The organism is Streptomyces sp. NBC_00885 (assembly GCF_045207475.1).
Lineage (GTDB): Bacteria > Actinomycetota > Actinomycetes > Streptomycetales > Streptomycetaceae > Streptomyces.
This window is the reverse complement of sequence record NZ_CP108796.1, coordinates 2,173,924-2,195,487: the sequence shown is the minus strand read 5'-3', so window position 1 is coordinate 2,195,487 and position 21,564 is coordinate 2,173,924. Positions and strand designations below refer to the sequence as shown.

Genomic DNA, 21,564 nt, shown 5'->3' with positions numbered 1-21,564 from the left:
ACAGGGTGTGGCGACAGGCGGGGTGCGGCTACCATGACCGGCACAAGGACGGGCGACGCAAGGGAGTCGTCCCCTGGGGCGGCGCCCGGTGCACTTCCGGGGCGAGGAGGACGGGCCATGGTGCAGAAGGCCAAGATCCTCCTGGTCGATGACCGGCCGGAGAATCTGCTCGCGCTGGAGGCGATCCTCTCTGCGCTCGATCAGACACTGGTGCGGGCATCGTCAGGGGAGGAAGCGCTCAAGGCGCTGCTGACGGACGACTTCGCGGTCATTCTGCTGGATGTCCAGATGCCCGGCATGGACGGATTCGAGACGGCCGCGCACATCAAGCGGCGGGAGCGGACCCGGGACATCCCGATCATCTTCCTCACCGCGATCAACCACGGCCCGCACCACACCTTCCGGGGTTACGCCGCGGGTGCGGTCGACTACATCTCCAAGCCCTTTGACCCGTGGGTGCTGCGCGCGAAGGTCTCGGTCTTCGTCGAGCTCTATATGAAGAACTGCCAACTGCGTGAGCAGGCCGCGCTGCTGCGCCTCCAGCTGGAGGGCGGCGGACACCCGGCGGGGAACAGCAAGGAGCCCGCGGGGCTCCTCGCCGAGCTTTCCGCACGGCTCGCGGCAGTTGAGGAACAGGCCGAAGCGCTGTCCAAACAGCTCGACGACGACTCGGCCGATGCCGCCGCCGTCGCCACCGCCGCCCATCTCGAACGCAAACTCACGGGTTTGCGCCGGGCGCTCGACGCGCTGGAGCCGGGCGCCGGCGGTGGTACGCCGACGCTGCCCTCGCAGAACTGAACCGGCACCCTGAGCTTGAGGGGCCGTCAGTTTCCGGCTCTCGGGCGACGACACGAACGGGTGAAGCAGTAGGCACACGTGTCCACTGCGGTCGGCACCGGTAACCTCACCATCATGGCCTCACGTACGTCCGGCAAGGGTTCCCAGGGCGCGGCGGGCACCGCGAAACCGCGCGCCGGCCGTACGACCGGTGCCGCGAAGAAGGCGGCGCCCGCCAAGAAAGCCGCCGTGAAGAAGACCGCGCCCACGAAGAAAGCACCCGCGAAGAAGGCGGCGGCCAAGAAGGCCGCACCGAAGCCCGCACCGTCCCCCACGGGGGGCGTGTACCGGCTCGTGCGCGCCCTCTGGCTCGGTCTCGCCCACGCCGTGGGCGCCATGTTCCGCGGCATAGGGCGGGGTGCCAAGGGTCTTGACCCCGCGCACCGCAAGGACGGCCTGGCACTGCTGCTTCTCGCGCTGGGCCTGATCGTCGCCGCGGGTACCTGGTCCAATCTGAGCGGACCGGTCGGCGATCTCGTCGAGATGCTGGTGACCGGAGCCTTCGGCCGGCTCGATCTGCTCGTGCCGATACTGCTGGCCGCGATCGCCGTACGACTGATCCTCTATCCCGAGAAGCCCGAGGCGAACGGCCGGATCGTGATCGGTCTGTCCGCGCTCGTCGTCGGCGTGCTCGGTCAGGTTCATATCGCCTGCGGCTCACCCGGCCGCGGGGAAGGCACCGAGGCGATGCAGGACGCGGGCGGGCTGATCGGCTGGGCCGCGTCCAAGCCGCTGATCTTCACCATGGGCGACGTGCTCGCCGTACCGCTGCTCGTACTGCTCACGATCTTCGGGCTGCTCGTCGTCACCGCAACCCCCGTCAACGCGATTCCTCAGCGGCTGCGGCTGCTCGGATCCAAGCTCGGCATCGTCGACCCGGTGTACGAGCCGGAGGCTGACGGCGAGGCCACCGACGACGAGCGCTACGAGGAGCAGTGGCGCGAGGCCGTGCCCGGGCGTGCGGGCCGCTCCTCCGTGCGCCGGCGCGAAGCCCCGGCGGACTACGACCCGGACCACGCCGAGCAGGAGGCGCTGTCCCGGCGCAGGCGGCCGCGCAAGCCCTCGGTGCAGCCCGCCATGGACCGTCCGATGGACGCCGTGGACGTGGCCGCGGCGGCAGCCGCCGCGCTCGACGGTGCCGTACTGAACGGCATGCCGCCCTCGCCGCTGGTCGCCGACCTCACGCGTGATGTCACCGCCGAGCGCCGACGCGCGGCGAGCCCGGTGCCCGGCGCGCGCGAGCCCGAGGAGCCCCAGCCGAAGCAGAGCGGGCCGAAGGGATCCGTACCTGATCTGACCAAGCCCGCGCCCGAGGAGTCGCAGCCCCTGCCGCCGCGCGCCGAGCAGCTTCAGCTCTCCGGCGACATCACCTACGCCCTGCCCTCCCTGGACCTGCTGGAGCGCGGTGGCCCCGGCAAGACGCGCAGCGCGGCCAACGACGCGGTCGTCGCCTCGCTCAGCAACGTCTTCATGGAGTTCAAGGTCGACGCGGCGGTCACCGGCTTCACCCGCGGTCCGACGGTCACGCGGTACGAGGTGGAGCTGGGCCCGGCCGTGAAGGTCGAGCGGATCACCGCCCTCACCAAGAACATCGCGTACGCCGTCGCCAGCCCCGACGTACGGATCATCTCCCCGATCCCCGGCAAGTCCGCGGTCGGCATCGAGATCCCGAACTCCGACCGCGAGATGGTCAAGCTCGGCGATGTGCTGCGTCTCGCGGACGCGGCGGAGGACGACCACCCCATGCTGGTGGCGCTCGGCAAGAACGTCGAGGGCGGCTACGAGATGGCCAACCTCGCCAAGATGCCGCACGTCCTGGTCGCGGGCGCGACCGGCTCCGGAAAGTCCTCCTGCATCAACTGTCTGATTACCTCGGTCATGGTGCGGGCGACCCCGGAGGACGTACGCATGGTGCTCGTCGACCCCAAGCGGGTCGAGCTCAACGCGTACGAGGGCATTCCGCACCTGATCACGCCGATCATCACCAACCCCAAGCGGGCCGCCGAGGCGCTGCAGTGGGTCGTGCGCGAGATGGATCTGCGCTACGACGACCTCGCGGCGTACGGCTACCGCCATATCGACGACTTCAACGAGGCCATCAGGAACGGCAAGGTCAAGCCGCCGGAGGGCAGTGAGCGCGAGCTCACGCCGTATCCGTATCTGCTGGTCATCGTCGACGAGCTCGCCGATCTGATGATGGTCGCGCCGCGCGATGTCGAGGACGCCATCGTCCGCATCACCCAGCTGGCCCGCGCCGCCGGCATCCATCTGGTGCTGGCGACCCAGCGCCCGTCCGTCGATGTCGTCACCGGTCTGATCAAGGCGAACGTGCCCTCACGGCTGGCCTTCGCGACATCGTCGCTCGCCGACAGCAGGGTCATCCTCGACCAGCCCGGCGCCGAGAAGCTGATCGGCAAGGGCGACGGCCTCTTCCTGCCGATGGGCGCCAACAAGCCCACCCGTATGCAGGGCGCCTTCGTCACCGAGGACGAAGTCGCGGCGATCGTCCAGCACTGCAAGGATCAGATGGCGCCCGTCTTCCGCGAGGACGTCGTGGTCGGCACCAAGCAGAAGAAGGAGATCGACGAGGACATCGGCGACGACCTCGATCTGCTCTGCCAGGCGGCCGAGCTGGTTGTGTCCACCCAGTTCGGATCGACGTCGATGCTCCAGCGGAAGTTGCGTGTGGGCTTCGCGAAGGCGGGAAGACTCATGGATCTGATGGAGTCGCGGAACATCGTCGGGCCGAGCGAGGGCTCCAAGGCGCGCGACGTTCTGGTGAAACCTGATGAGCTGGACGGAGTGCTCGCCGTGATACGCGGGGAGTCCGAGTCGTAATGCTTCTGAGAGCAACCGTTTCCCTTAGTCGTACGTCAAGTTGGAGGGAGGGACAGCCAGATGTCCCACCATCGAGACGGCTCGCCATTCTGATGGCGTACAAACTCCCTCCGCCCGGTTGCCCCACCCTTTCGTACCACCCCTAAACTGAACCTCCAGCAGGTGGCTACACGCTCGAAAGGCGCCCCCGTGTCCATCGGCAACTCCCCCGAAGACGACCGGCCTTCAGTCGAACCCTCGGCTGAAGACGACCGGCCTTCGATCGGACGTGTGCTCCAGGAAGCCCGCACCGCCGCAGGTCTGACCGTTGACGAGGTCAGCTCCTCCACCCGGGTGCGCGTCCCGATCGTGCATGCGATCGAAGAGGACGACTTCTCCCGCTGCGGCGGCGACGTCTACGCGCGCGGTCATATCCGCACGATCGCGCGTGCCGTCGGGCTCGATCCCGATCCACTCGTCGCGCAGTACGACGCGGACCACGGCGGCCGTCCCGCCCCCACACCTGCCGCGCCCCTCTTCGAGGCCGAGCGCATCCGTCCCGAACGCGGCCGTCCCAACTGGACCGCCGCCATGGTCGCTGCGATCGTCGCGGTGATCGGCTTCGTCGGCTTCACGCTCGTCAACGGCGGCGACAGCGGCGACAAGAACAACCATGTGGCGGAGGGCCCGGCGCCCGATCAGAAGCCCACGCCGACCAAGCCCGCCCCGGCCAAACCCGTCGATCCCACCCCCTCCGACAGTGCCATCGCGGCGGTGCCGAAGGACAAGGTGACGGTGAAGCTCTCCGTCCTGGACGACAAGAGCTGGATCTCCGCCAAGTCGCACAACGGCAAGCTGCTCTTCGACGGAACCCTCCTCAAAGGCGAGTCCAGGACCTTCCAGGACGACGAGCGGGTCGATCTGATCCTGGGGAACGCCGGCGCGATCGAGCTGTATGTGAACGGCAAGAAGGTCGAGGACGAGTTCGAGACGGGCCAGGTCGAGCGGCTCTCGTACACGAAGGGCGACCCCGAGGTCGGCTAGCTCGGAAGGCGTGGAGGGGCCCACAACCCTGGGGGCAGGGGCGTGGGCCAGGACAAAGTAGTCTTGAGCCCATGCCCGAACGCCGTACCGTCGCCCTTGTCACTCTTGGCTGCGCCCGTAACGAGGTGGACTCGGAGGAGCTTGCAGGCCGCTTGGCAGCGGACGGCTGGGAGCTCGTCGAGGAAGCCTCCGACGCGGATGTCGCAGTCGTCAACACCTGCGGATTCGTCGAGGCCGCCAAGAAGGACTCCGTCGACGCCCTTCTCGAAGCCAACGATCTCAAGGACCACGGCCGGACCCAGGCCGTGGTCGCCGTCGGCTGCATGGCCGAGCGGTACGGCAAGGAGCTGGCCGAGGCACTGCCCGAGGCGGACGGTGTGCTGGGCTTCGACGACTACGCCGACATCTCCGACCGCCTGCAGACCATCCTCAACGGCGGCATCCACTCCTCGCACACCCCGCGCGACCGCCGCAAGCTGCTGCCGCTGAGCCCGGTCGAGCGCCAGGAGGCCGGCACGGACGTGGCGCTGCCGGGGCACGGTGCGCCGGCGGATCTTCCGGAAGGCGTCGCGCCCGCCTCCGGGCCGCGCGCCCCGCTGCGCCGCCGGCTCGACACCAGCCCCGTCGCGTCCGTGAAGCTGGCATCCGGCTGCGACCGGCGCTGCTCCTTCTGCGCCATCCCGTCCTTCCGCGGCTCCTTCATCTCGCGGCGGCCGAGCGATGTGCTAGGCGAGACGCGCTGGCTGGCCGAGCAGGGCGTCAAGGAGGTCATGCTCGTCTCCGAGAACAACACCTCCTACGGCAAGGACCTCGGCGACATCCGCCTGCTGGAGACCCTGCTGCCCGAACTCGCCGAGGTCGACGGCATCGAGCGGGTGCGGGTCAGCTATCTGCAGCCCGCGGAGATGCGGCCGGGGCTGATCGACGTCCTCACCTCGACACCGAAGATCGCCCCCTACTTCGACCTGTCCTTCCAGCACTCCGCGCCCGACGTGCTGCGCGCGATGCGGCGCTTCGGCGACACCGAACGCTTCCTGGAACTGCTCGAGACCATCCGTGGCAAGGCTCCGCAGGCGGGTGTGCGGTCCAACTTCATCGTCGGCTTCCCCGGCGAGAGCGAGGCGGACTTCGCCGAACTGGAACGCTTCCTCACCGAGGCGCGCCTCGACGCCATCGGCGTCTTCGGCTACTCCGACGAGGACGGCACCGAGGCGGTCTCGTACGACAACAAGCTCGACGCCGACGTCATCGCCGAGCGCCTCGACCACCTCTCGCGGCTCGCCGAGGAGCTGACCGCCCAGCGCGCCGAGGAGCGTCTCGGCGAGACGCTCGAGGTGCTCGTCGAGTCGGTGGACGACGAGGACGGTGCGGTGGGCCGTGCGCTGCACCAGGCTCCCGAGACGGACGGCCAGGTCGTCTTCACCACGAGCGACGGGCTTGTGCCCGGCCGTATCGTCATGGCGAAGGCAGTGGATACCGAAGGCGTCGACCTGGTGGCCGAATGTCTTCCCGAGGAGGCAGGCACATGACCGGAGTGCCGGCATCCGCGGGGGGCGGCACCGGTAGGCCGGCACCCGGCGGCAAGCTGGGCGCCGCGGCCGTCAATCAGGCGAGCCTCTGGAACATCGCCAACATCCTCACCATGGTGCGGCTGGTGCTCGTGCCCGCCTTCGTCGTTCTGATGCTCCAGGACGGCGGCTACGACCCGGCCTGGCGGGCCTGGGCGTGGGCGGCGTTCGCCGTCGCCATGATCACCGACATCTTCGACGGCCACCTGGCGCGGGCGTACAACCTCGTCACCGACTTCGGGAAGATCGCCGACCCGATCGCCGACAAGGCGATCATGGCCGCCGGGCTGATCTGCCTGTCGGCGCTCGGCGATCTGCCGTGGTGGGTGACCGGAGTGATCCTCTTCCGGGAGCTCGGAATCACACTGATGCGGTTCTGGGTGATCCGGCATGGAGTAATTCCCGCCAGTCGCGGTGGCAAAATGAAGACCCTCGCGCAGGGCACGGCGGTCGGTATGTATGTCCTGGCGCTCACCGGGGCGCTGGCCACTCTTCGCTTCTGGGTGATGGCCGTGGCCGTCGTGCTGACGGTGCTCACCGGCCTCGACTATGTGCGACAGGCGATTGTGCTGAGGCGCAGGGGACTGGCCGCGGAACGGGCCGCGGCGGGGGACACGCGGTGACGACCGCGGCTCAGGTGCTTGCTCTGCTTGCGGAGCGTGGCGAGACGCTGGCCGTCGCCGAGTCGCTCACCGGCGGTCTGGTGGCCGCCGAGCTGACCGCCGTACCGGGAGCCTCGAAGACCTTCCGCGGCTCCGTGACGGCGTACGCAACCACTCTGAAGAGGGATGTTCTCGGCGTCGACGGGACTCTTCTGGCGGAGCGCGGCGCGGTGGATCCCGAGGTTGCGCGGCAGATGGCGGCCGGTGTGCGGGAGGTGCTGGGCGCTTCCTGGGGCATCGCGACCACGGGTGTGGCGGGCCCCGAACCGCAGGACGGGCAGCCCGTCGGGACGGTCTATGTGGCGGTCGCGGGACCGGACGGCGCCGGGAAGGTGGCCGCTCTGCGATTGAACGGTGGCCGGGTGGACATCCGTAGAGAGAGTGTACGGAGCGTGCTCGACTTGCTCGCGGGCGAACTCCACGAAAATGCGCGGACACAGGATACGGAACAGAACGGGGGGACTTGATGTTTGCAGCCCTGAGTGAACACGACATCGCTCCCCGCACGGCCGCGGCACGAGGCGGTACGGTGGGGCGTGAAGGATGCGGCTACGCGGTCCGAGGAGGGAGCCACCGATGATTCTGCTCCGTCGCCTGCTGGGTGACGTGCTGCGTCGGCAGCGCCAGCGCCAGGGCCGTACTCTGCGCGAAGTCTCCTCGTCCGCCCGAGTATCGCTCGGCTATCTCTCCGAGGTGGAGCGGGGGCAGAAGGAGGCTTCCTCCGAGCTGCTCTCCGCGATCTGCGACGCGCTTGACGTACGGATGTCCGAGCTCATGCGAGAAGTGAGCGACGAGCTGTCGCTGGCCGAGCTGGCCGAGTCGGCAGCGGCCAGCGAGCCGGTGCCTGCGCCAGTACGCCCGATGCTCAATTCCGTCTCCGTGACGTCGGTGGCGGGTGTGCCGACGGAGCGGGTGACCATCAAGGCGCCTGCGGAGGCGGTCGACGTCGTCGCCGCCTGATCCGTACGGCTCTGTACGACCTGGTTTGCAGCTGAGCCCCGACTGGTACTCGAGTACCGGTCGGGGCTTTCGCTTGCCCTGGATGTCCCGTTTGTGGTGGCTGTGCAATCGTGGGCGGGTAGCTGCGAACCGAGTGGAGGACATGGATGTCTGTCGTGAAGAGCTCTCTGTCCGAGGCGGACCTCAAGACGGTCGGCGACGCACTCAGGGGTGCGCTCGTGGACCTGGTGGATCTCGCGCTGGTGGCGAAGCAGGTCCACTGGAATGTCGTGGGCCCGCGTTTCAGGTCCGTACATCTGCAGCTCGACGAGGTGGTGGACACCGCGCGGCAGCACTCCGACACGGTGGCCGAGCGTGCGTCGGCGATCGGAGTGACGCCGGACGGGCGGGCCGCGACGGTGGCGGCGCAGAGCGCCATCGGCGCGGTGCCCGAGGGGTGGATCAAGGACGGGGATGCCGTGCGGACATTGGTGGACGCACTGGGGGCGGTGATCGGGCGCATGCGGGAGCGGATCGAGGTGACCGCGGATCCGGATCCGGTGAGTCAGGACGTGCTGATCGGGCTGACGGCGGATCTGGAGAAGCACGCATGGATGTTCCAGGCGGAGAGCGCATAGGACCGGGCTTCACGGGTTTCGTGCTTCGCGCTTCCGGCGGGCTTCGGGCGGCTGCGGGCTGCGGCGTCCCGGCGCACCCTGGAGAGAGGCGATCGGCGCACTGTGCGCCGGTTGGGCTCCGGTGCGCCCTCCCGTGGGCGATTGCGCCGGTCTAGCGTGGACCGGAGGAGGCAGCCATGGCAGTACGCGGGGTCGCGCCGGTGGTCACCCTGGGCCTGATGGCGGGCGGACTGTGGTGGTGGGCCGTGTTGCGGCTGGTGATCGTGCCCGAGCAGTCGGGTCTTGTGGAGGGCGCGGTGGCAGCGGGCGGATGGGGGCTGAGCCTGCTGCCCGTGCATGTGACAGCGTCCCGCGGGAGCACGGCCGGTATCGGTGCGGTGCGCGACGTCAGCATCACCAGGGCATTGCGACGCCACCGTTCGGGCGGAGGATCTGGCCCGTCGTGAAGCTGGACGCGTCCGAGGCCAGATGAAGCACCGTATGGGCGATGTCCTCGGGCTCGCCCACGCGGCGGAGCGGCGACAGCCGGACCATCGCTGCCTCGGCCTGGTGCTGGAGCGTGGCGTCGTGGCGGTCGGTCATCGGCGTGCGGATCCAGCCGGGGGCGACGGCGTTGACACGGATGGAGTGCGGGCCTAGTTCGGTCGCGAGCGTCTTGGTGAGCTGGACGACGGCCGCCTTGGCAACGCTGTAGCAGAGCAGACCGGCGCTCGCCGCATCCACGGCGCCGGATGCCATGGTGACGATGGAACCGGGTGTGCCCGCGGCGATCATCACGCGGGCCGACTCCTGGCAGGCGTACAGGATCCCCTTGAAGTTGACCGCGAGGACACGGTCCAGGTCCTCGTCCCTCGTCTCCAGGACCGTGCTGCTGTGCATGATTCCGGCGACGGCGGCCAGGATGTCCAGTCGGCCGCTGCTCGCGGCGTACTCGATCGCGGACTTGACCTGGGCGCGCTCGCTGACGTCGAGGGGATGGGTGTGCGCGGTGCCGCCCGCCTCGGAGATCAGGGACCGGGTCTCGTCGAGGCTCTTCTCGTCGATGTCCGCGCAGTGGACGGTGGCTCCCGCCTCGGCCAGCAGGACGGCACAGGCGCGGCCTATGCCGCTCGCTGCGCCGGTGATGAACGCGGTGCGGCCGGTGAGGTCGTACGCCGTGAGGGGCATGCGGGGACCGTACGACTGGATCTGACGGGGCGTCAACTAGTGTGGCGGGATGAGGGAATGGGGCCGGACTGGCAGCCAGGGCACCAGTAGGTGGGGCGCGCGCGGCTGCCGTCGCCCTGCTCGGCCTTGCGGATCGCGGTGCCGCAGCGCAGACAGGGCCGGCCCTCGCGGCCGTAGACATGGAGCCGGTCGCCGGGGCGGCGGCCGGCCGCGGTGGTGGTGCGGCGGTCGAAGCTGTTCTTGTTCGCGTCAAGGAGGCGGTGGGCCGTGGCGACGAGGCGGGCGGGAGTGTCGGCAGGGAGCTCGCCGACGGGCAGCCAGGGCGTCACTCGGGCCAGAAAGGCCAGCTCCGACTTGTAGACATTGCCGATGCCCGCCAGATTCCGCTGGTCGAGCAGGGCCTCGCCGAGGGGGCGGGAGGGGTCCGAGAGCAGATGGGCGGCGGCGATCTCCGGGTCCCAGTCGGGGCCCAGCAGGTCAGGGCCGAGATGGCCGACCGCTTGGTTCTCGTCGGCCGTACACAGCAGCTCCAGGACGGGCAGCCGGTAGCCGACGGCGGTGTGGGCCGCATTGCCGAGGATCGCCCGGATCTGGTGCGTGGGGCCGCCGCGCCAGCGCTCGCCGGAGTCGTACACCTGCCAGGAGCCCTCCATCCGCAGATGCGAGTGGAGGGTCAGACCGCCCTCGATGCGGGTGAGCAGATGCTTGCCGCGCGGGGTGACGTCCAGGACGGCCCGCCCGGTGAGATCGGCGGTGGCGAGGCGGGGGACGCGGAGGTCGGACCGGGTGAGGGCTTGCCCCGCGAGGGCGGTGTGCAGGCGCTGGGCGGTCTGCCAGACGGTGTCTCCTTCGGGCATGCCATCCATGATGCGGGGTGCGGGGATCGCCTGCGGCGGAGGCGTCCCATTACGGGGGCTCCGCCCCGGACCCCCGCGCCTCAATCGCCGGCGGGGCTGATTTTCAGCCCGTCCGGCGTTTGAGGACATGCGGCCGAAGGCCGCATCCGGGGTCTGGGGCTTGCCCCAGTCCGGGTAGGGGCGGGTAGGGGATAAGGCCCGCCGAGGCGCACCCCACCGCACCCCGCGTCAGGGCCGCAGTCGCAGTCCCCTCGGCGTCGCGTGGAACCCCGCCGTCTCCAGCGCTCGGCCCAGCGGCGACGTCAGCGCCGGTATACCGTTCGTCCGCTCGACCGTCACCGTCCCCAACGCCCCTGCGCGAGCCGCCTGAGCGAGCGCCCCCGCCGCCGTGTGGAGGACAGGCGAGTCCGGGTCCGTGGCCCAGGCCAGCAGCGTCTTGCCGCCGCGTTCCATGTACAGAGTCAGCTCGCCGTCGACCAGGACCACCAGGGAGCCCGCCTTTCGGCCTGGCTTGTGGCCGGCGCCGGTCGGCGGCTCCGGCCAGGGCAGCGCAGCGCCGTACGCATTGGCCGGGTCGGCGGCGGCCAGCACCACGGCCTGCGGTGCCGTCTGCGCATCGGCCCGGTCCCGGGCCGTGGCCGCCGCCCGGAGGCGGTCGACCGCGCCGTCCATCGCGAACTGGGCAGCGCCCAGCCCCTCCACGACATAGCCGCGCCGTGCCTGACCGCTGTCCTCGAAGGCGGAGAGGATGCGGTACGTCGCGGAGAAGCCACCCTCCACACCCTCCGCGGCCACCGCCCCCCGGGTCACCACGCCGTGGCGGTCGAGGAGCGTGCGGGCGATCGCGTGCGCGCGATGGGTGGGGTCTGGCTCCGCGCCCGGGAGCAGTGACCAGCGGCCGCTGACCGTCGGCGGGCCGGTGCGGGAAGCGGGGCGAGCCGCGGCCGTGAGGCTGCCGTAGCGACCGCGGGGCACGGCACGTCTGGCGCGATGGGCCGTGGACCCGGCGGTGCGGCCCGAGCCGAGCAGCGAACGGAGCGGCGCCAGACTGTCGTTGGTGAGCCGTCCCGACCAGGCAAGGTCCCAGACGGCGTCGGCCAGTTCGGGGTCGGTGGCGTCGGGGTGGGTGGTGGCCCGGATCTGGTCGGCGATCTGGCGGAAGAACAGTCCGTACCCGGGGGCGAGGGCGCTGAGCACCGACTCGTGGAGCGCACTGAGTTCCAGCGGGTGGGGCTGGGGGAGGAGCAGCGGGGCGGCGTCGGCGAGATAGAGGGAGATCCAGCCGTCCTTGCCCGGGAGGGAGCCAGCTCCCGCCCAGATGACCTCGCCCGTCGTGGTCAGTTCGTCCAGCTGGCCGGGGGCATAACCGGAGACGCGCGACGGGAGGATCAGCTTCTCCAGCGCCGAGGCCGGGACCGCGGCCCCCTGGAGCTGCTCGATCGCGCGGGCTAGTCCGTCGATACCGCGCAGGCTGTTGCTGCCCAGGTGCTGCCACTGCGGAAGGAACGTGGCGAGGGCGGCGGGCGGGACCGGCTCGAGTTCCTGGCGCAGCGCGGCCAAGGAACGGCGGCGCAGCCTGCGCAGCACGGCCGCGTCGCACCACTCCTGGCCGATGCCCGAGGGGTGGAACTCTCCCTGGACGACCCGTCCGCCCGCGGCGAGCCGGTGCAGCGCGCCGTCGGTGACCGCCGCGCCGAGGCCGAAGCGGGCCGCCGCCTGGGTCGAGGTGAAGGGACCGTGCGTACGCGCGAACCGGGCCAGCAGGTCGCCGAGCGGATCCTTGACCGGCTCTGTGAAGGCCTCCGGAACGCCCACCGGCAACGCTGTTCCCAGGGCGTCCCGGAGCCGGCCCGCGTCCTCGATCGCCGCCCAGTGGTCCGCGCCCGCGATCCGCACCTGGATGGCCCGGCGCGATGCGGCCAGATCCCGGGGCCAGCGCTCGTCCCCGCCGCGCTCCGTCAACTCCGCGTCCGTCAGCGGGCCGAGGATCCGCAGCAGGTCGGCGACGCCCTCCGCGTCCTTGATCCGGCGGTCCTCGGTGAGCCACTGCAGTTCGCGTTCCAGCTCGGTCAGCACTTCGGGGTCGAGCAGCTCGCGCAGTTCGGCCTGGCCGAGCAACTCGGCGAGGAGCCTCGAGTCCAGGGAGAGGGCCGCGGCCCGCCGCTCGGCGAGCGGCGAGTCGCCCTCGTACAGGAACTGGGCGACGTAACCGAACAGCAGCGAGCGGGCGAAGGGCGAAGGCTCGGGTGTCGTGACCTCGACGAGGCGGACCCGGCGGGACTCGATGTCGCCCATCAGCTCGGTCAGCCCCGGTACGTCGAAGACGTCCTGCAGGCACTCACGGACCGCTTCGAGGACGATCGGGAAGGAGCCGAACTCGCTCGCCACCTGGAGCAGTTGGGCAGCGCGCTGGCGCTGCTGCCACAGCGGCGTCCGCTTGCCGGGATTGCGCCGAGGCAGCAGCAGCGCACGCGCGGCGCACTCGCGGAAGCGGGAGGCGAAGAGCGCCGAGCCGCCCACTTGGTCGGTGACGATCTGATTGATCTCGCCCTTGTCGAAGACGGCGTCCGCCGCGCCGACCGGAGCCTGCTCGCTGTCGTACGTCGTGTCGAGATGGACCGGGTCCTGGTCGAGCAGGTCAAGGCCCATCAGATCGGCGTCGGGCAGGCGCAGCACGATGCCGTCGTCGGCGTGCATGACCTGCGCGTCCATTCCGTACCGCTCGGCCAGACGGGCGCCGAGCGCCAGCGCCCAAGGGGCGTGCACCTGCGCGCCGAAGGGGGAGTGGATCACGACCCGCCAGTCGCCGAGCTCGTCGCGGAAGCGCTCGACCAGGATCGTCCGGTCGTCGGGGACATGGCCGCAGGCGCGGCGCTGCTCGTCGAGATAGGCGAGGACATTGTCGGCCGCCCAGGCGTCCAGGCCTGCGGCCAGCAGACGCAGCCGGGCGTCCTCGGGAGTCAGCCCGCCCACCTCGCGCAGGAACGCGCCCACCGCACGGCCCAGTTCGAGCGGGCGGCCCAGCTGGTCGCCCTTCCAGAAGGGGAGCCGGCCGGGAACACCGGGGGCGGGGGAGACCAGCACCCGGTCGCGGGTGATGTCCTCGATCCGCCAGGAGGTCGTGCCGAGAGTGAAGACATCGCCCACCCGGGACTCGTACACCATCTCCTCGTCGAGCTCGCCGACCCTGCCGCCGCCCTTCTTGGGATCTGCGCCGGCGAGGAAGACGCCGAACAGTCCGCGGTCGGGAATGGTGCCGCCCGAGGTGACCGCGAGCCGCTGCGCTCCCGGCCGGCCCGTGACCGTACCGGCGACGCGGTCCCACACCACGCGTGGGCGCAGCTCGGCGAAGGCGTCGGAGGGATAGCGCCCGGCGAGCATGTCCAGGACGGCGGTGAAGGCCGACTCCGGCAGCGAGGCGAAGGGCGCGGCCCGGCGTGCCAGCGCCAGCAGATCGTCCACCTGCCAGGTGTCCAGGGCGACCATCGCGACCAGCTGCTGGGCCAGCACGTCGAGCGGGTTGGACGGGATGCGCAGCGCCTCGATGGAGCCGCTGCGCATCCGCTCGGTCACGACGGCCGACTGCACCAGATCGCCGCGGTACTTGGGGAAGACGACACCTGTGGATACCGCGCCCACCTGGTGCCCCGCGCGGCCGACCCGCTGCAGGCCGGAAGCGACGGACGGGGGCGACTCGACCTGGACCACCAGGTCCACCGAGCCCATGTCGATGCCCAGCTCCAGGCTGGAAGTGGCCACGACTGCGGGCAGCCGGCCCGCCTTCAGGTCCTCCTCGACCAGGGCGCGCTGCTCCTTGGAGACCGAGCCGTGGTGGGCGCGGGCGAGGAGCGGTGGTGCTCCGTGCGCGGCTCCGGACTGCGCCATGATCTCGGCCGGTGGCGGCCCCTCGGGCACGGTCGTGGCGGAGCCGCGCGAATCGAACACAGTTCCGGTGGCCCGTTCGTACGCGATCTCGTTGAGGCGATTGCACAGTCGCTCCGCCAGGCGGCGGGAGTTGGCGAAGACGATCGTGGAGCGGTGCGCCTGGACCAGGTCGGCGATCTTCTCCTCGACATGCGGCCAGATCGAGGGCTTCTCGCCATTGCCCGACTCGGACGCGGGGGAGCCGCCCAGCTCGCCCAGATCCTCCACCGGTACGACCACCGAGAGGTCGAACTCCTTGCCCGAGGGCGGCTGGACGATCTCCACCTTGCGCTGCGGCGACAGATAGCGCGCCACCTCGTCGACCGGGCGCACCGTCGCCGACAGCCCGATCCGCCGGGCAGGGCGCGGCAACAGCTCGTCGAGCCGCTCCAGAGATACGGAGAGATGCGCGCCCCGCTTCGTCCCAGCGACGGCGTGCACTTCGTCCAGGATCACCGTCTCGATGCCCGACAGCGCGTCCCGCGCCGAGGAGGTGAGCATCAGAAACAGCGACTCGGGTGTCGTGATCAGAATGTCCGGCGGCTTGGTGGCCAGCGACCGCCGCTCGGCGGCCGGGGTGTCGCCCGAGCGGATGCCGACCCGTACATCCGGCTCGGGCAGACCCAGCCGCGCGGACTCATGGCGAATCCCGGTCAGCGGACTACGGAGATTGCGCTCCACATCGACGGCGAGAGCCTTGAGCGGAGACACGTACAGCACACGGCAGCGCATCTTCGGGTCCGCGGGATGGGGCGTGGACGCGAGACGGTCCAGGGCCGCGAGGAATGCGGCCAGGGTCTTGCCGGAGCCCGTCGGGGCGACCACCAGCACGTCCGAGCCCTCGCCGATGGCCCGCCAGGCACCCTCCTGCGCGGCGGTGGGCGCGCTGAAGGCTCCCATGAACCAGCTCCGGGTCGCGGGGGAGAAGGCGTCGAGCGCTGAAGCCGTCATGCCCCCCATCGTGCACCGCACCACTGACAACGCGGGCTCCCGCAACCCTGGCGCTGTGAAATCAGGCGTCACAGCCGCGACGGGACGAGACTCCTGTCCCTTTTGGCATGGAATGCAACGACCGAACCCCCAGCCACGCGGTCGGCCATTTGAGCATCGGAGCCGGTTTAATTCTCAATGCTTCCAGAAAGATATTGGATCTTGCTAAAGTTATGGTGCTGGGTATGCAGGCTTGGAGGGGCGATGGGTCGGGTCTTCATCTCGTACAGTCATGCCGATAAATTATACGCGGAGCGAGTCATTCGGCAGTTGAGGTCGGCTCGGTTCGACGTTGTCGTGGACCAGGATGCTCTGCAGGCCGGCCAGGAATGGCGCACCGAACTGTTCCGGCTGATCAGGTCTTCGCAGGCAATTCTTGTGATCCTGACCGAGTCGGCGCGCACTTCCGAGGAAGTGGCATCGGAATGGGCTTATGCCCTGGGGGTCGGTGTCCCGGTTTTCCCGCTGCGCTTCGAGGTGACATCTCGCCCGTCCCGGCTCGATCAGCTGCACGGGTTTGATTTCCGTCGGCATTCGGCTCCTTGGGGCGACTTGATCAAAACGCTGAACTTTCTGCCGCCCGCCCCTCAGGAGTTCACCGAGGGGCTTGAGGAGGTGCAGAGCACGGCTCAGCAGATTCGCGCGAACCTCGACTTCCAGAGCAACAGATGTTTTCAGCACATCGTCAGCCAGTCGTTGCGTGAAATGGGAAGTCAGCTCCAGTCGATCGGGACCGGTTCGCAGTATATGGTGCCGGCCACCCAATATCCGTTCTATCTGATTTCTGCGCAGAATGTCCTGCGGGCTCGCGTCAAGGCGTTGGCGTTGGTGGACCAAGAGGAATTATTCTGGCAGCAGGGCGTCGGGAGGGTCATCAACGAAAGCGCTCAGCCTGAAAGCGTTCGAGTATTCGCATTTACTTCGTCCGGCGATTTTCATCGAATGTTCGAGACGCTGACGTACTATGCCGCCATCTATCGGGTGTATGCCATCAGCTATGAACACTTGGTGGCAAAGTTCAGCGCCTTCGGCAGGGATTTTTCGATCATCGAGGCGGACGGTGACCGAGTTCTCGGCAGCTATGCCGGCCCGGTGGGGGAAAAGGTAATACGTTTTTCCGCCGATGTCGACGAAGTCATCGATCATGAACGCGCATTGGATAGGATTGTTGCCGTGGCGCGCCCGATCGCCCCGGATGATCGAGGGAAAGTTGTGGCTGCAAGTAAGCAGATCTTCGAAGACTGGAAGCTCTCACCGCTCATGCTCAAAACGGCAGAGATGTCGCTGTACATCGCGATCGACGACTATGACGAGTTCGAAGAACGGCATGCCTATTATGTCGAGATGATGGCCGAAATGCTGGCCGTCTTCCGCGCGCGGCGCGGCCGTAGGTACTCACGTGATCATGAGCGTTGTCAGGCGCTGGAGCTCGGTGCCGGAACGGGGATTTTCACCCGCCGTCTCGCGAATGAACCCGACGTCGAATGCGTCGCGGTCGAGATCGACTTCGCGTGCAGCAATAAACTCGAGCGCAATCTTCGGGCCCAGTCCAACGCGGTCGCGGTGAATGCGGACAGTCGCACCTACCGGGAGGGCGGCGACGACGGGCGTTTCCAGTTCATCTTCTCCTCCTTCGCGGATCACCACATCAAGCTGGAGGACAAGAGCCGCTACTTCGAGAACATCAAGAACAACCTTGCGCCCGGCGGCCGGATCATCATCGGCGACGAGTTCCTGCCGGAGTACGACCCGAACGACGACGAAGCCTGGCAGGCCGCCCTGCGCGGATACCACGGTCACATCATCGAATTTGCCGCTGCCCGTGCTGCCGAGCATGAGAGCCGGGGCGAGGAGGAACAGGCCCGCGCGCACCGGGAGCTGATCAAGCTGGAATCCGCCGCACTCGAATCCGGCTTGGCCAAGCAGGGTGATTTCAAGCTGTCACGTTCGCTGTACGAGCAGATCCTCAAAGAGCAGGGACTGAAGTTCCGGGCGAAGAAGATCGGCCCTCTGGACGACGACTCCGTGGGTGGCATCTACGTGTACGAGCTGTGGCTCGACTGAGACGTCAGTCAATGGCGTGGCCGTGTGCGCGCAGCGTCCGCAGCGCCTCGATCGTCACGATCGGCCGTGCCTCCAGAGCCGTGCCCGGCGCCCACTGGCGCCAACTGATCGGCCAGCCGCCGTCCTCGCGCTGCTCGCTCGCCAGATGCTCCAGAGCGCGCGTCATCTCCTCGTCCGTGAACCAGCGGCGGGCGAGCGATTGCGGCGTACGGGCGTAGTGGTACGGGAAGTGGTGCTCACCCGGCGCGTAGCCGGGTGAGACCGGATAGTCCTCGAGCCGTCCCGGGTCGAGCACCGCAAGGTGCTGCTCGCGCACCAGTCGCCCCAGCCGGTCCGCCGCGGCTTCGGCGCGTGAGCGGTCCGGCACCCCGTCGAGGAAGGCCACCGCTGCCTCGACCTCGTACGGATGCGACTTGTCGAGACCGTCGACCGCGGCCCAGCAGAAGTCCGTGGCGCGGAACAGCCATGCGTGCCACACCTGATTACGGTGCAGCAGCCCGACCACCGGACCCGTCGCGAGCAGTTCGCTCGGGGGATTGTCGACGATCGGGATGAAGGGCGCGGCCGGATATCCCCGCTGCGAGGGGTGGATCGCGGGCAGCGCGCCGTCGGACGTCGACACCTCGGTGAGGTAGCGGCACATCCGCTCCACGCGCAGTCCGCTGCAGCGTCCGATGGAGTCGAGGATGCGCAGGGCATGCGCGGTGTGCAGCGGCTGGCTGACCGGGCCGCGCAGATCGGGTTCGAGAGCGTGGCCGTAGCCGCCGTCCTCATTGAGATACGCGGCCAATGCGGTTTCCACGGTGTCCGAGTCACCGCCGAGAAAGTGGTAGGCGAACCTCCGCTGTTCCAGCACGCGGGCGGTCAGCCAGATGAAGTGCTCTGCCCGGGCGAGCGGTGACGCGAGTGAGGGCGCGGGGGTTGCTCCGGTTCCAGCCATGTTCCGACCGTAGGGCGGAAAGGGCTTTCGGCACGCGGGACGGCCAAAGCTGCACCCCAGGGGCGGGATACTGGCTTCATGCGGTTGACGATTTTCTGGGAGCGCATGGCTGATCACTTCGGTCAGGCCTACGCGGACTCCTTCGCGCGCGACCATGTGATGGCCGAGCTCGGGGGTCGTACGGTGTACGAGGCCCTGGCTGCCGGCTGGGAGGCCAAGGACGTGTGGCGCGGGGTCTGCGCGGCGGTCGGGGTCCCTGCCGAGAAGCAGTGACCCCGGCAGGGGGCTGAGGGCGGGAGGGGCGTTCAGCTCCGGGGCCGGGGATCGGTCGGAGACCGGGGGGACCGGTAGCGGGACCCGTAGGCGACACTGACCGGGTGGCCCAGACCGACAAGACCGAGCAGGACGTGGCCGAGCCGCATGTGACCGCCGAGGACACCGCCGCTCAGGACACCAGCGCGCAGGACACGAACGCTTCGGATGCGAGCGCTGGAGACGCGCGCGCTTCGGACCCGAGCGCTCAGCACACGACCGCTTCGGACACCCCCGCTCACGACGCGCCCCCGCCGAACCCGCCGCCACCTGCGCCCGGAGCCGGAGGTCTCGGGCCGGTCCGCATGCCCCGGTGGCTGCCGCGCGCCATGGTGCTCGCGCTGGCGCTCTACGCCTGCTTCCAGCTGGGCAGTTGGGCCTTCCACCAGCTCATCGGGCTGCTGATCAACATCCTGATCGCCTTCTTCCTGGCGCTCGCGATCGAGCCGGCGGTGGGCAGAATGTCGGCGCGCGGAATGCGCCGCGGCCTCGCCACCTTCATCGTCTTCTTCGCGGTCTTCATCGCGGCCGCAGGCTTCGTCTTCCTCCTGGGCTCGATGCTGGCCGGCCAGATCGTCGACATGGTCGAGGGCTTTCCCAAGTACCTCGACTCGGTGATCCGCTGGATCAACGACACCTTCCGTACCGAGCTCTCGCGCGTTGAGATCCAGGAGAGCCTGCTGCGCTCGGACTGGCTGCGGAAGTACGTCCAGAACAGCGCGAGCGGTGTACTGGACATCTCCGCCACCGTCCTCGGCGGACTCTTCAAACTGCTGACGATCTTCCTGTTCTCGTTCTACTTCGCGGCCGACGGGCCCCGGCTGCGCCGCACGCTGTGCTCTCTGCTGCCGCCCGCCAAGCAGACCGAGGTGCTGCGCGCCTGGGAGATCGCCGTCGACAAGACGGGCGGCTACCTCTACTCGCGCGGCCTGATGGCGCTGATCTCAGGTGTCGCGCACTACATCCTGCTGGAGATCCTGGGCGTGCCGTACGCCCCGGCGCTCGCCGTCTGGGTCGGGCTGGTCTCCCAGTTCATTCCGACCATCGGTACGTATCTGGCGGGCGCGCTGCCCATGCTGATCGCGTTCACGATCAACCCCTGGTACGCGCTGTGGGTGCTCGGATTCGTCGTGATCTATCAGCAGTTCGAGAACTATGTGCTGCAGCCCAAGCTCACCTCCAAGACGGTCGACATCCATCCCGCGGTGGCCTTCGGCTCGGTGGTCGCGGGAACGGCGCTGCTGGGCGCGGTCGGCGCGCTGATCGCGATTCCGGCGGTGGCCACTCTGCAGGCGTTCCTGGGTGCCTATGTGAAGCGGTACGCCGTGACCGACGACCCCCGCGTCCATGGCCACCGGCGAAGTGGCGGGGGTCAGGCGCTGGCCCGGCTGCGCGGACTCCTGCGTGGCAGGGACAAGCGGGAAGCCGGGGATGATGGGGACGCCGCGTCCGGGACCTCCGGGACCGACGACCGGCCCTGAGGCGCACCCGCGGTGCCTCGCGTGGTGCGCTTGACACCAAAATCGAACATCCATTCTCATGGGATTCCGGCCCCAGGTTTCCCAGCGGTTCGCCGGAGTTATCCACAGGCTGGACGGACCTCGGGGCGCATTGTCAGTGGCAGGGGTTAGCGTCTTTGACGTGAAGCGATCGACTCAAGCAAATCGGGTGGAACCCATGGCAGGAACCGACCGCGAGAAGGCGCTCGACGCCGCGCTCGCACAGATTGAACGGCAATTCGGCAAGGGCGCGGTGATGCGCCTCGGCGAGCGGCCGAACGAGCCCATCGAGGTCATCCCCACCGGGTCGACCGCGCTCGACGTCGCGCTCGGCGTCGGCGGCCTTCCGCGCGGCCGTGTGGTGGAGGTGTACGGCCCGGAGTCCTCCGGTAAGACGACCCTCACGCTGCACGCCGTGGCCAACGCCCAGAAGCTCGGCGGCTCGGTGGCCTTCATCGACGCCGAGCACGCCCTCGACCCCGAGTACGCGAAGAAGCTCGGCGTCGACATCGACAACCTGATCCTGTCCCAGCCGGACAACGGCGAGCAGGCACTCGAGATCGTCGACATGCTCGTCCGCTCCGGTGCGCTCGACCTGATCGTCATCGACTCCGTCGCGGCCCTCGTGCCGCGCGCGGAGATCGAGGGCGAGATGGGCGACTCACACGTGGGTCTGCAGGCGCGGCTGATGAGCCAGGCGCTCCGGAAGATCACGAGTGCGCTGAACCAGTCGAAGACCACCGCGATCTTCATCAACCAGCTCCGGGAGAAGATCGGCGTGATGTTCGGCTCGCCGGAGACCACGACCGGTGGCCGCGCGCTGAAGTTCTACGCCTCGGTGCGGCTCGACATCCGCCGCATCGAGACCCTCAAGGACGGCACCGACGCGGTCGGCAACCGCACCCGCGTCAAGGTCGTGAAGAACAAGGTCGCGCCGCCCTTCAAGCAGGCCGAGTTCGACATCCTCTACGGCCAGGGCATCAGCCGCGAGGGCGGCCTGATCGACATGGGCGTGGAGCACGGCTTCGTCCGCAAGGCGGGCGCCTGGTACACCTACGAGGGTGACCAGTTGGGCCAGGGCAAGGAGAACGCCCGCAACTTCCTGAAGGACAACCCCGATCTCGCCAATGAGATCGAGAAGAAGATCCTGGAGAAGCTGGGCGTCGGCGTGAGGCCGGAGGCCCTGGCGGCCGAGCCGGGCGCGGATGCCGCCGGTGCGGCGGCTCCGGCCGAGGACCCGGCGAAGTCGGTGCCCGCGCCCGCTTCCAAGGCCAAGTCGGCCAAGTCGGCGGCGGCCAAGGGCTAG

17 protein-coding genes are annotated in these 21,564 nt (G+C 69.0%); 13 read left to right on the top strand and 4 right to left on the bottom strand.

All coding sequences use genetic code 11. The features are described 5' to 3' along the window. Positions 1-117: 117 nt before the first annotated feature. The 9 genes from OHA61_RS09565 (at position 118) to OHA61_RS09525 (ending at position 8,951) form a co-directional block, all read left to right on the top strand. Complete coding sequence (locus OHA61_RS09565) at positions 118-798, top strand: two-component system response regulator (RefSeq protein WP_266489058.1); 681 nt, start codon at positions 118-120, stop codon at positions 796-798. Positions 799-912: 114 nt separating this feature from the next. Beyond that, positions 913-3,675, top strand: coding sequence for a DNA translocase FtsK (locus OHA61_RS09560; protein WP_406302701.1), 2,763 nt, complete (start codon positions 913-915; stop codon positions 3,673-3,675). 189 nt (positions 3,676-3,864) lie between these two features. Next, positions 3,865-4,698, top strand: coding sequence for a helix-turn-helix domain-containing protein (locus OHA61_RS09555; protein WP_406302700.1), 834 nt, complete (start codon positions 3,865-3,867; stop codon positions 4,696-4,698). A gap of 71 nt (positions 4,699-4,769) precedes the next feature. After that, a complete protein-coding gene (rimO, locus tag OHA61_RS09550; protein WP_406302699.1) occupies positions 4,770-6,227 on the top strand; it encodes a 30S ribosomal protein S12 methylthiotransferase RimO in 1,458 nt (485 codons plus the stop codon). Next, the gene (gene pgsA / locus OHA61_RS09545; protein ID WP_324974950.1) at positions 6,224-6,889 is read left to right on the top strand and encodes a CDP-diacylglycerol--glycerol-3-phosphate 3-phosphatidyltransferase; all 666 of its coding nucleotides are present in this window, start codon (positions 6,224-6,226) and stop codon (positions 6,887-6,889) included. The genes rimO and pgsA overlap by 4 nt, the downstream gene beginning before the upstream one ends. Then, complete coding sequence (locus OHA61_RS09540; RefSeq protein WP_406302698.1) at positions 6,886-7,395, top strand: CinA family protein; 510 nt, start codon at positions 6,886-6,888, stop codon at positions 7,393-7,395. The genes pgsA and OHA61_RS09540 overlap by 4 nt, the downstream gene beginning before the upstream one ends. 109 nt (positions 7,396-7,504) lie before the next feature. Beyond that, positions 7,505-7,888 (top strand): helix-turn-helix domain-containing protein, encoded by a 384-nt coding sequence (locus tag OHA61_RS09535; protein ID WP_019889909.1) that lies wholly within the window; start codon positions 7,505-7,507, stop codon positions 7,886-7,888. 146 nt (positions 7,889-8,034) lie between these two features. Then, entirely contained in the window at positions 8,035-8,505 is a 471-nt protein-coding gene (locus tag OHA61_RS09530; protein WP_328667666.1) for a DNA starvation/stationary phase protection protein, read from the top strand. Between the two features lie 176 nt (positions 8,506-8,681). Next, positions 8,682-8,951: a hypothetical protein gene (locus OHA61_RS09525; RefSeq protein ID WP_361915533.1), complete on the top strand. Its 270-nt coding sequence runs from the start codon at positions 8,682-8,684 to the stop codon at positions 8,949-8,951. Here the strand turns inward: OHA61_RS09525 and OHA61_RS09520 are convergent. The 3 genes from OHA61_RS09520 to OHA61_RS09510 all read right to left on the bottom strand — a co-directional run bounded on the left by OHA61_RS09520 (position 8,899) and on the right by OHA61_RS09510 (position 15,404). Then, positions 8,899-9,672, bottom strand: a complete 774-nt coding sequence (locus tag OHA61_RS09520) for an SDR family NAD(P)-dependent oxidoreductase (protein WP_406302697.1) — start codon at positions 9,670-9,672, stop codon at positions 8,899-8,901. The genes OHA61_RS09525 and OHA61_RS09520 overlap by 53 nt on opposite strands. A gap of 32 nt (positions 9,673-9,704) precedes the next feature. Then, on the bottom strand, positions 9,705-10,529 hold the full coding sequence (locus OHA61_RS09515) for an Fpg/Nei family DNA glycosylase (protein ID WP_406302696.1): 825 nt from the start codon (positions 10,527-10,529) through the stop codon (positions 9,705-9,707). A gap of 228 nt (positions 10,530-10,757) precedes the next feature. Continuing rightward, complete coding sequence (locus tag OHA61_RS09510) at positions 10,758-15,404, bottom strand: ATP-dependent helicase (protein ID WP_406302694.1); 4,647 nt, start codon at positions 15,402-15,404, stop codon at positions 10,758-10,760. Positions 15,405-15,581: 177 nt separating this feature from the next. Between OHA61_RS09510 and OHA61_RS09505 the strand changes: the two genes are divergently transcribed. Next, positions 15,582-17,507, top strand: a complete 1,926-nt coding sequence (locus tag OHA61_RS09505) for a TIR domain-containing protein (protein ID WP_406302693.1) — start codon at positions 15,582-15,584, stop codon at positions 17,505-17,507. A 4-nt stretch (positions 17,508-17,511) separates the two neighbouring features. Here OHA61_RS09505 and OHA61_RS09500 read toward each other — a convergent pair whose 3' ends face one another. Beyond that, positions 17,512-18,447 (bottom strand): hypothetical protein, encoded by a 936-nt coding sequence (locus OHA61_RS09500; RefSeq protein WP_406302692.1) that lies wholly within the window; start codon positions 18,445-18,447, stop codon positions 17,512-17,514. Between the two features lie 78 nt (positions 18,448-18,525). Here OHA61_RS09500 and OHA61_RS09495 point away from each other — a divergent pair, with 78 nt between their 5' ends. The 3 genes from OHA61_RS09495 to recA all read left to right on the top strand — a co-directional run bounded on the left by OHA61_RS09495 (position 18,526) and on the right by recA (position 21,564). Beyond that, positions 18,526-18,720, top strand: a complete 195-nt coding sequence (locus OHA61_RS09495; RefSeq protein ID WP_406302691.1) for a DUF3046 domain-containing protein — start codon at positions 18,526-18,528, stop codon at positions 18,718-18,720. A gap of 344 nt (positions 18,721-19,064) precedes the next feature. Continuing rightward, positions 19,065-20,240, top strand: coding sequence for an AI-2E family transporter (locus OHA61_RS09490; protein ID WP_406307305.1), 1,176 nt, complete (start codon positions 19,065-19,067; stop codon positions 20,238-20,240). A gap of 196 nt (positions 20,241-20,436) precedes the next feature. Beyond that, entirely contained in the window at positions 20,437-21,564 is a 1,128-nt protein-coding gene (gene recA, locus OHA61_RS09485; RefSeq protein WP_328667659.1) for a recombinase RecA, read from the top strand.

Bases quoted from the DNA above. Each gene is read 5' to 3' on its own strand.
- OHA61_RS09510 (WP_406302694.1), bottom strand. From the start codon at position 15,404: ATGACGGCTTCAGCGCTCGACGCCTTCTCCCCCGCGACCCGGAGCTGG.
- recA (WP_328667659.1), top strand. From the start codon at position 20,437: ATGGCAGGAACCGACCGCGAGAAGGCGCTCGACGCCGCGCTCGCACAG.
- OHA61_RS09565 (WP_266489058.1), top strand. From the start codon at position 118: ATGGTGCAGAAGGCCAAGATCCTCCTGGTCGATGACCGGCCGGAGAAT.
- OHA61_RS09535 (WP_019889909.1), top strand. From the start codon at position 7,505: ATGATTCTGCTCCGTCGCCTGCTGGGTGACGTGCTGCGTCGGCAGCGC.
- rimO (WP_406302699.1), top strand. From the start codon at position 4,770: ATGCCCGAACGCCGTACCGTCGCCCTTGTCACTCTTGGCTGCGCCCGT.
- OHA61_RS09495 (WP_406302691.1), top strand. From the start codon at position 18,526: ATGCGGTTGACGATTTTCTGGGAGCGCATGGCTGATCACTTCGGTCAG.
- OHA61_RS09505 (WP_406302693.1), top strand. From the start codon at position 15,582: ATGCTTCCAGAAAGATATTGGATCTTGCTAAAGTTATGGTGCTGGGTA.
- OHA61_RS09490 (WP_406307305.1), top strand. From the start codon at position 19,065: ATGCCCCGGTGGCTGCCGCGCGCCATGGTGCTCGCGCTGGCGCTCTAC.
- OHA61_RS09560 (WP_406302701.1), top strand. From the start codon at position 913: ATGGCCTCACGTACGTCCGGCAAGGGTTCCCAGGGCGCGGCGGGCACC.
- OHA61_RS09515 (WP_406302696.1), bottom strand. From the start codon at position 10,529: ATGCCCGAAGGAGACACCGTCTGGCAGACCGCCCAGCGCCTGCACACC.
- OHA61_RS09525 (WP_361915533.1), top strand. From the start codon at position 8,682: ATGGCAGTACGCGGGGTCGCGCCGGTGGTCACCCTGGGCCTGATGGCG.
- pgsA (WP_324974950.1), top strand. From the start codon at position 6,224: ATGACCGGAGTGCCGGCATCCGCGGGGGGCGGCACCGGTAGGCCGGCA.
- OHA61_RS09530 (WP_328667666.1), top strand. From the start codon at position 8,035: ATGTCTGTCGTGAAGAGCTCTCTGTCCGAGGCGGACCTCAAGACGGTC.
- OHA61_RS09500 (WP_406302692.1), bottom strand. From the start codon at position 18,447: ATGGCTGGAACCGGAGCAACCCCCGCGCCCTCACTCGCGTCACCGCTC.
- OHA61_RS09520 (WP_406302697.1), bottom strand. From the start codon at position 9,672: ATGCCCCTCACGGCGTACGACCTCACCGGCCGCACCGCGTTCATCACC.